Raw genomic sequence first — 5,823 nt, forward strand, 5'->3', positions numbered from 1 at the left:
GCCCGGCCCAGTCGACGCGGGACACGGTGAGGTGGATGTGGTCGTCGCCGTGGCGGACAGCCACCCACGGGGCCCCGTCGAACCCCATGTCGGCGATGAACGCCGTGGCGATGTCGGCCCACTGGGCGTCGGGGAGGATGCCGTCCTCGTCGGGCAGCGACAGCGACGTGCGCCAGATCGGCGCGGTGATGCCCGGCCGCCGGCGGGCGGTGTGGTCGATCGCGCGGGCAACCTGGAGCGGGGTGCCGGTGACGTTCCCGGCGACGATCCGGGGGTTGATGTGCTCGTCGCGGCGGCCGGGCCCGAAGTCGTAGATCAGCGCCCCAACGGCCTTGCGCCCCTTGGTGATGTTGGCGATCACTCGGGGTCCGTGGGCCGCATCGGCTCGATGCCCCTCACCGCCAGGGCGGCGTTGCCGACCTCGAACAGGGCCGCCTCGACGGCAGCGTGGAGCTGTCCGTCCTGGTGGGTGTAGCGCACAAGCTGGTTGAGGTTCGCGCCGATCCGGCACAACTCGTCGTACGCGTCCTGGTTGATCGGGGGCAGCGGGGCCGGCCCTTTCTCCGCGCCGGGGACGTCGCCCTCGGTCCGGTCCGCGAGGACGTCCTCGACCACGGCCCGCACCCACGCGCCCATCTCCCGGCGGCCGGACTCACCACGGGCCGACTCCCAGCGCTCCCGCTCCTCGTCGGACAGCCGCACCGACACCGTGTGACCGCGCTTCGACCCCGGCGTCCCGCGTGCCATCTCTTCCCCTCCGACCGTGACCAGTCGCCAATTGGCGACCGACCCACAGTCGTACCAGCCGATCCCCGGCCGGAGCCCCCACACCTATGCATCACGACCCAACGGCCAGACAAACCGGCACAGATCGCACACCGAGGCATTCCTGAATCTGTCGGTCTTGTGCCGCGCTACGACGAACGCCGCGCGGGGCGGCAGAGAGCCACGCACAGGGGGTTGCGCGGGGTGCGGCACAGGCTGTTGCTCAGGGGGTTGCGGTCGTCCGGGGACTCACCACTCACCACCGCACGTCAGACCGGGGATTCGGTCTGGTGAGGTGCCGGACTTCCCCTGTCCTGGCCCTCGGCTGATGTGGGCGCCGGGAGACATGACGGGGAACCGGGCGCGCCGCTGCGCTCAGCCGGAGCCGGTCGACCAGGTGCTGGCCGACGCGAGGTGATCGGGATGTACGGGGCTCCGTACTCCCACGTGGGGGCGGATGACGTCATGAACCGATGCTGCCCAGCGACCCTGCCTCGACCCCGGCCGCCACCGCCGCGTACGTCACCGACCCGGGCTGTACGTCACCGGGATGACGTACCGACAGACGGCACACGCCATTCGTCAAGATGTGTTGACGCATGCGACACGTCGTAAACGACTCTTGACACCCGGAGAGCGTGTCAAGGATTCTGTACGCCAGGCATTCGACGTCAAGGGGTCTTTACATGGGTTGGCAGACGGATCAGTTCGGCAGCGGCCACGAGGGGTACCCCGTGGCGGTGATGGGCGACGGCACCGAGCCCGCCCCCATCAACGGCAACAGCGCCTGGTGGCTCTACAACGGCCAAGCGGGGCGGCCCCGGGCTATTGCCGTACGGGCAGGGTGCGAATGTGGCTGGCGCTCCTCCGAGATGTTCCCGATCGACTGGGAGGACCAGGACGAGACGAACGGCTTCGAGCATGGCGACGACGCCCCGTACCCGTACGGCGCTTGGTCCCGGGAACACATCGCCCCGCTCTTGGGGACGACCGTCCCCGATGACCTCTCCGACGCAATCGCCACCGTTCGACGGTTGCTGGCCGACCTGACGTCCTCGCGCCCGATCGCAGCTACGGCCGCCGCCGCTGAGGTCGAGAAGCTCGGCAGCGCAGCGCTTCAGCGGGCGGTCACCGCTGCCCGCGACAACGGCGGGAGCTGGGAGGACATCGGGCAGGCCCTCGGCACCAGCCGCCAGGCCGCGCACCAGCGGTTCGCGAAGGCGCTGTTCCGCGGCTGAACCTGCCGGACGACAGGAAGGGCCCCGCCGATCGGCGGGGCCCTTCGTCGTGGAACCACCGCCACCCGGCACCGCCGCGCGTCCCCCACCCGGGGTGGCGGGTGACGGTCGGGTGGCGGTGGCCGGGCGGGGCTCTGGCGGTGCCGGGTGGCGGTGCTGCCGGGACACCGACGGCCGCGACCACCCACGCACCGAGCGGCCCTCAAGGCCGTCTCGGTGACCGCCCCAACGGGGCGGTGTCCCCCGGCAAGCGGAGCGCCGCCGTGGGGCGAGGGCCGGTAAGCGAAGCGCACCGGCATACCTCGCTGCCGAGATTTTGGCGCGGGGCGGAGGGTCAGGCGACCGCCCCGGCTTCTCGGCCTGGACGCTCCCGCGTCCGGTCACCGGCTCCGGCCGACCACCGCCCGGAGCCCCCGGGGCTCCGGTGCCGGCGCTTGCGTCGGCTGCCCCCGCAGGACCAGGCGTCAGTCGGTCGGCACGGCGGGACGCGGGACGGTCGGGAGGTTCCAGTTGACCCACTTCCCCTTCTCGATCGAGCCGAGCATCACGGTGGCCTTGTCGTGCTCCTGGAGCTTGTCGGCGATCCAGTCCTGGGCGGCCGCGACGATGGCGGGTTCGGCGAAGGTGAACGGCTGAGCGGTCATGCCGTCCATCCGGTTCCAGACGGCAAGCAGCTCGTCGAAGCCAGCGGACGGGGCCGCCCAGAAGAAGACGTGCTGACCGCTCTGGTCGGCGATGCGGGCGAAGCTGACGTCAGGGAGATTGCGGGTCACGGTTGTTCTCCTCACGGGTAAGGCGGCTGGCTACTGGGCGGCGGCGAGAGTTTCGCGGCGGCGGCGGTGCAGGAGGCTGAGGAAGGTCTCGGTGCCGTCGACAACGCGCGCCGCGTCGAGCGCGGCCTGTGCGTCCTTGCGGGCGTCCCAGGCTCCGGGTGCCTGCCGGACGATCCGGGAGGCGCGACGCTCGCGGTCCTGGCGGTCGAACTCGTCGCGCCAGACAGCCATGCGGGCGGCGAGCGTCTCGCGCTCCATGCTCTGGAGGACCTCGTCGGCGGTCGGCACGGTCCCGGCCTCGAAGACGTCGGGCTCCTGGACGTCGAGTCCCCAGGTGAGTCCCCACGTCTCGATCAGGGCGCGTACGGCGGCGGCGCCGCCTTTCTCGGCGGCGTGCAGCAGGGCGAGCGGTCGGCCGGGGTGCCGGGCGATGTACCGGTACCAGGTCGAGGCGGGGATGCGGGCGAGCGGTGTCCCGGCCGATGCCTCGTCGGAGGCGACCTTGCCGTCGGCGCGGTCGTCCAGCTCGAAGCCGATCTCCTTGAGCAGGGCGCGCAGTCCGTTGGACCAGTACAGGGCTCGGATGCCGACGGCGGCCGCCACGAACTCCTGCCAGAGCTGGACGTCGATCGGGTCGGCGTCCGGGGCGGTGGCGGCGCGGGCGATCTCGAAGGGGGTCCGGTGTCCACCCTGGCCCTGCTTGATGTCCTGCCGGGTCAGCTCGTGGGCGACGCCCCACTTCGCCTTCCCGTCCTGGCCCTTCATCAGGTAGCGGGCGAGCTTGCCGGACTCGCCCCGGTCCGGGGCGTCGATCCGCACGGCGACGGGCTTGCCGTCCTTCTCGCTGATCTCGACCGGCATCCGGGCCCCGACCTTGACCAGGGCGGCGGACCAGACCTCGAACGCGAGGTGCTGGAGCTCCTGGACCTGACCGGCCGCCAGGGGCCGGGCCAGGAACAGCAGCACGTGGTAGTGCACGTGCCAGCCGTTCGAGCCGTGGGTGACCTCCCAGGCCCGGACGAAGCCGCGGATCTCGTACGCGGCTTTCGCGTCGCGCCAGGCCCGGCCCGCGTTCTGGCCGAAGCCGCGCTTCCACGCCTCGCGCTGCTTGCCGAGCAGGTCTTCGAGCCGGTCCCGGAGGTAGTGCCGCATGGTGAGCGTCATCATCACCAGGCCGCAGGACTGGCACTCCCAGAATTCCCCGACCTGCTCCAGCTCGTCCTGCCGTACGCGGCGGATCGAGGTCGAGCAGCAGGGGCAGACGTGGACCGAGCCGCAGGTGACGACCCCGGCGAACCCCGCCCGGCCGTTGCGGATCACGGGGGTGACGCCGCCCGCGAGGACGGACAGCCCGCAGTCGGCGAGCCGCTGGAGGCCGGACAGCGGGCGCAGGGCCTCCCGGAGGATGAAGGCCGCGTCACGGGCAGCCGTGTCCGTGCCGGTCTCCGGCTTCGCGCCGGGGACGCCTCCGCTGAACGGGGCCGCGTCCCTTTTTGCCGTGCGGCTGCCCGGGTTGTCCGTTTCGCCGTTCTGATGCAGGCCGCTGACCTGCATGTCCGTAGTTTTCGCGGTAGTACCAAGGCCGCGTCCGGATTTGGTCCGGGCCGGTGCCGCCGTGGCGGTCGTGGTGGGCCGGGCCGCCAGGGCTTCGCCCTTGGCGTTGGCGCGGTTCGCGCGCTTCCTGCATGCGTCAGAGCAGTACACACGCGGCCGTTTCCCGGGCGTGTGGGTGATCGGGGCCCCGCAGTGACACTGAGGCCCGGCGGGGCTCTCAGCGGGGCGCACAGCGCCTCCGGCGGGAGCGACGGCAGCGGGGTCATCACGCGGCGCGTCGGAAGTCTGGGGTGTCGCGGACGCCGAAGCGTCCCTTACGCTGGTAGGCACAGCGTTGGGTCCGTTCTGGTTGGTCTTAGCAGCTCGGTCGGTCGGACTCACGTGGCGCGGTTCAGGGAATAGGCCCCCTGGGTCGCGCCATTTTTTTGCTCCTGATGATCCTGGCACTAGTTGAGCCATTCGTTGCCCCCGCCCCGCCCGAGGGCCCTGTGGCTGGTGTGAATTGACGGTGCGGAAGAAGCCCCGCCCGGGTCTGGGCGGGGCTCCTGTGCGTCAGGTCCTCCTCGTCGTGAGCCTCGTCGGCCTATGGACGGAGTGGGCCTGTGATCCGTTACAGGCGCGCGCGTTCGCGTAGAGCGGTCTCATCAGTTCCACGAGCGTTCCTCTTCGCAGATCAGGGACTTGGGCGGGGGTCTCACCCGGTAGTACGCCGCCGGGCGATTTCCGTTACACCCCGGCCGGTGGCCGGCCACGCGCGCGCCCGCGTTGAGCGGTCCAAAAAGTGCAGCAACTACGTCTCGACCGACCAGGTCCACGGCTCGCTGTCGGCGGCGGCGCGGGCGGCGGCGTCGGCCAGGGCGCGGGCGAGTTCGGCGACAGCAGTCTTGATGCGGCGGTTGCGGGCGATGACGAGGAGCTGCTCGGAGAGCTGGGCTGCCTCGGCCGGGGGGAAGCTCCGGGCCTCCCGGTCGGCGAGGTCCTCCAGGAGCTGGACGAGCGGCGCGATGGTCGGACGGTCGTCCCAGGGCACCGAGTTCTGGGCGTACGGGCCCAGAGCGCGTACGGCGGCGAGCGGGTGGCGGTCCTCGCCGAAGAAGTCGGCACCGTGGCTGACGAGGAGCGAGGGCGCGGCCTCGACGATGGCGTGCTTGCGGGTCATGCCTGGCCCTCCGTGTCGGTGCGGTCGGCGAAGGCGGCGGCGACGTTCATCAGGAGGACCTCGGCGTTCATCAGGTGGCCGACGAGCCGTCCGGCGTCGGTGAGGTCGGTCGGTCGGATGTTCTCGACGTAGACGCGGACTTCCTCGATGGCGGCGGCCTGCGCGGCGGCCTGGATGGGGTCGACGGTGGCGGCGACGTCGGCGGCCGACGGGCCGGGGCCGGCGGGGGTGCGGTCCATGTCAGCTCTCCTCGTATCGGGCGACGTGGCAGGTCGGGCAGAGGGTCATCTGGTCGTGCTCGGTCCGCTCCGGGTAGAGGGCGGCGGTGAACGGG

The 5,823-nt window shown here is 71.5% G+C and carries 7 protein-coding genes; 1 reads left to right on the top strand and 6 read right to left on the bottom strand.

Annotated features, from left to right (window positions below):
* Together ACFCXS_RS39200 and ACFCXS_RS39205 are read right to left on the bottom strand one after the other, a co-directional pair.
* Positions 1–361, bottom strand: a 361-nt coding sequence (locus ACFCXS_RS39200) for a relaxase/mobilization nuclease domain-containing protein (RefSeq protein ID WP_376648123.1), incomplete at its 3' end; no start/stop codon positions are given.
* Positions 358–747, bottom strand: a complete 390-nt coding sequence (locus ACFCXS_RS39205; protein ID WP_376247569.1) for a hypothetical protein — start codon at positions 745–747, stop codon at positions 358–360. The genes ACFCXS_RS39205 and ACFCXS_RS39200, both read right to left, overlap by 4 nt.
* A 704-nt stretch (positions 748–1,451) precedes the next feature.
* On the opposite strand from ACFCXS_RS39205, the gene ACFCXS_RS39210 reads away from it, so the two are divergent.
* Positions 1,452–2,003 (top strand): hypothetical protein, encoded by a 552-nt coding sequence (locus tag ACFCXS_RS39210; RefSeq protein ID WP_376247565.1) that lies wholly within the window; start codon positions 1,452–1,454, stop codon positions 2,001–2,003.
* Between the two features lie 464 nt (positions 2,004–2,467).
* Here ACFCXS_RS39210 and ACFCXS_RS39215 read toward each other — a convergent pair whose 3' ends face one another.
* The 4 genes from ACFCXS_RS39215 to ACFCXS_RS39230 all read right to left on the bottom strand — a co-directional run bounded on the left by ACFCXS_RS39215 (position 2,468) and on the right by ACFCXS_RS39230 (position 5,728).
* On the bottom strand, positions 2,468–2,776 hold the full coding sequence (locus ACFCXS_RS39215) for a hypothetical protein (protein ID WP_376295863.1): 309 nt from the start codon (positions 2,774–2,776) through the stop codon (positions 2,468–2,470).
* A 30-nt stretch (positions 2,777–2,806) separates the two neighbouring features.
* Positions 2,807–4,330 (bottom strand): protein rep, encoded by a 1,524-nt coding sequence (locus ACFCXS_RS39220; RefSeq protein WP_376648124.1) that lies wholly within the window; start codon positions 4,328–4,330, stop codon positions 2,807–2,809.
* A gap of 790 nt (positions 4,331–5,120) precedes the next feature.
* Positions 5,121–5,489 carry a hypothetical protein gene (locus tag ACFCXS_RS39225; RefSeq protein ID WP_376648125.1) on the bottom strand — a complete coding sequence of 123 codons (369 nt, stop codon included), beginning with the start codon at positions 5,487–5,489 and terminating at the stop codon, positions 5,121–5,123.
* Positions 5,486–5,728: a hypothetical protein gene (locus ACFCXS_RS39230; RefSeq protein WP_376648126.1), complete on the bottom strand. Its 243-nt coding sequence runs from the start codon at positions 5,726–5,728 to the stop codon at positions 5,486–5,488. The genes ACFCXS_RS39225 and ACFCXS_RS39230 overlap by 4 nt, the downstream gene beginning before the upstream one ends.
* Positions 5,729–5,823 lie beyond the last annotated feature (95 nt).

The organism is Streptomyces sp. NPDC056373 (genome assembly GCF_042262425.1).
Taxonomy (GTDB): domain Bacteria; phylum Actinomycetota; class Actinomycetes; order Streptomycetales; family Streptomycetaceae; genus Streptomyces.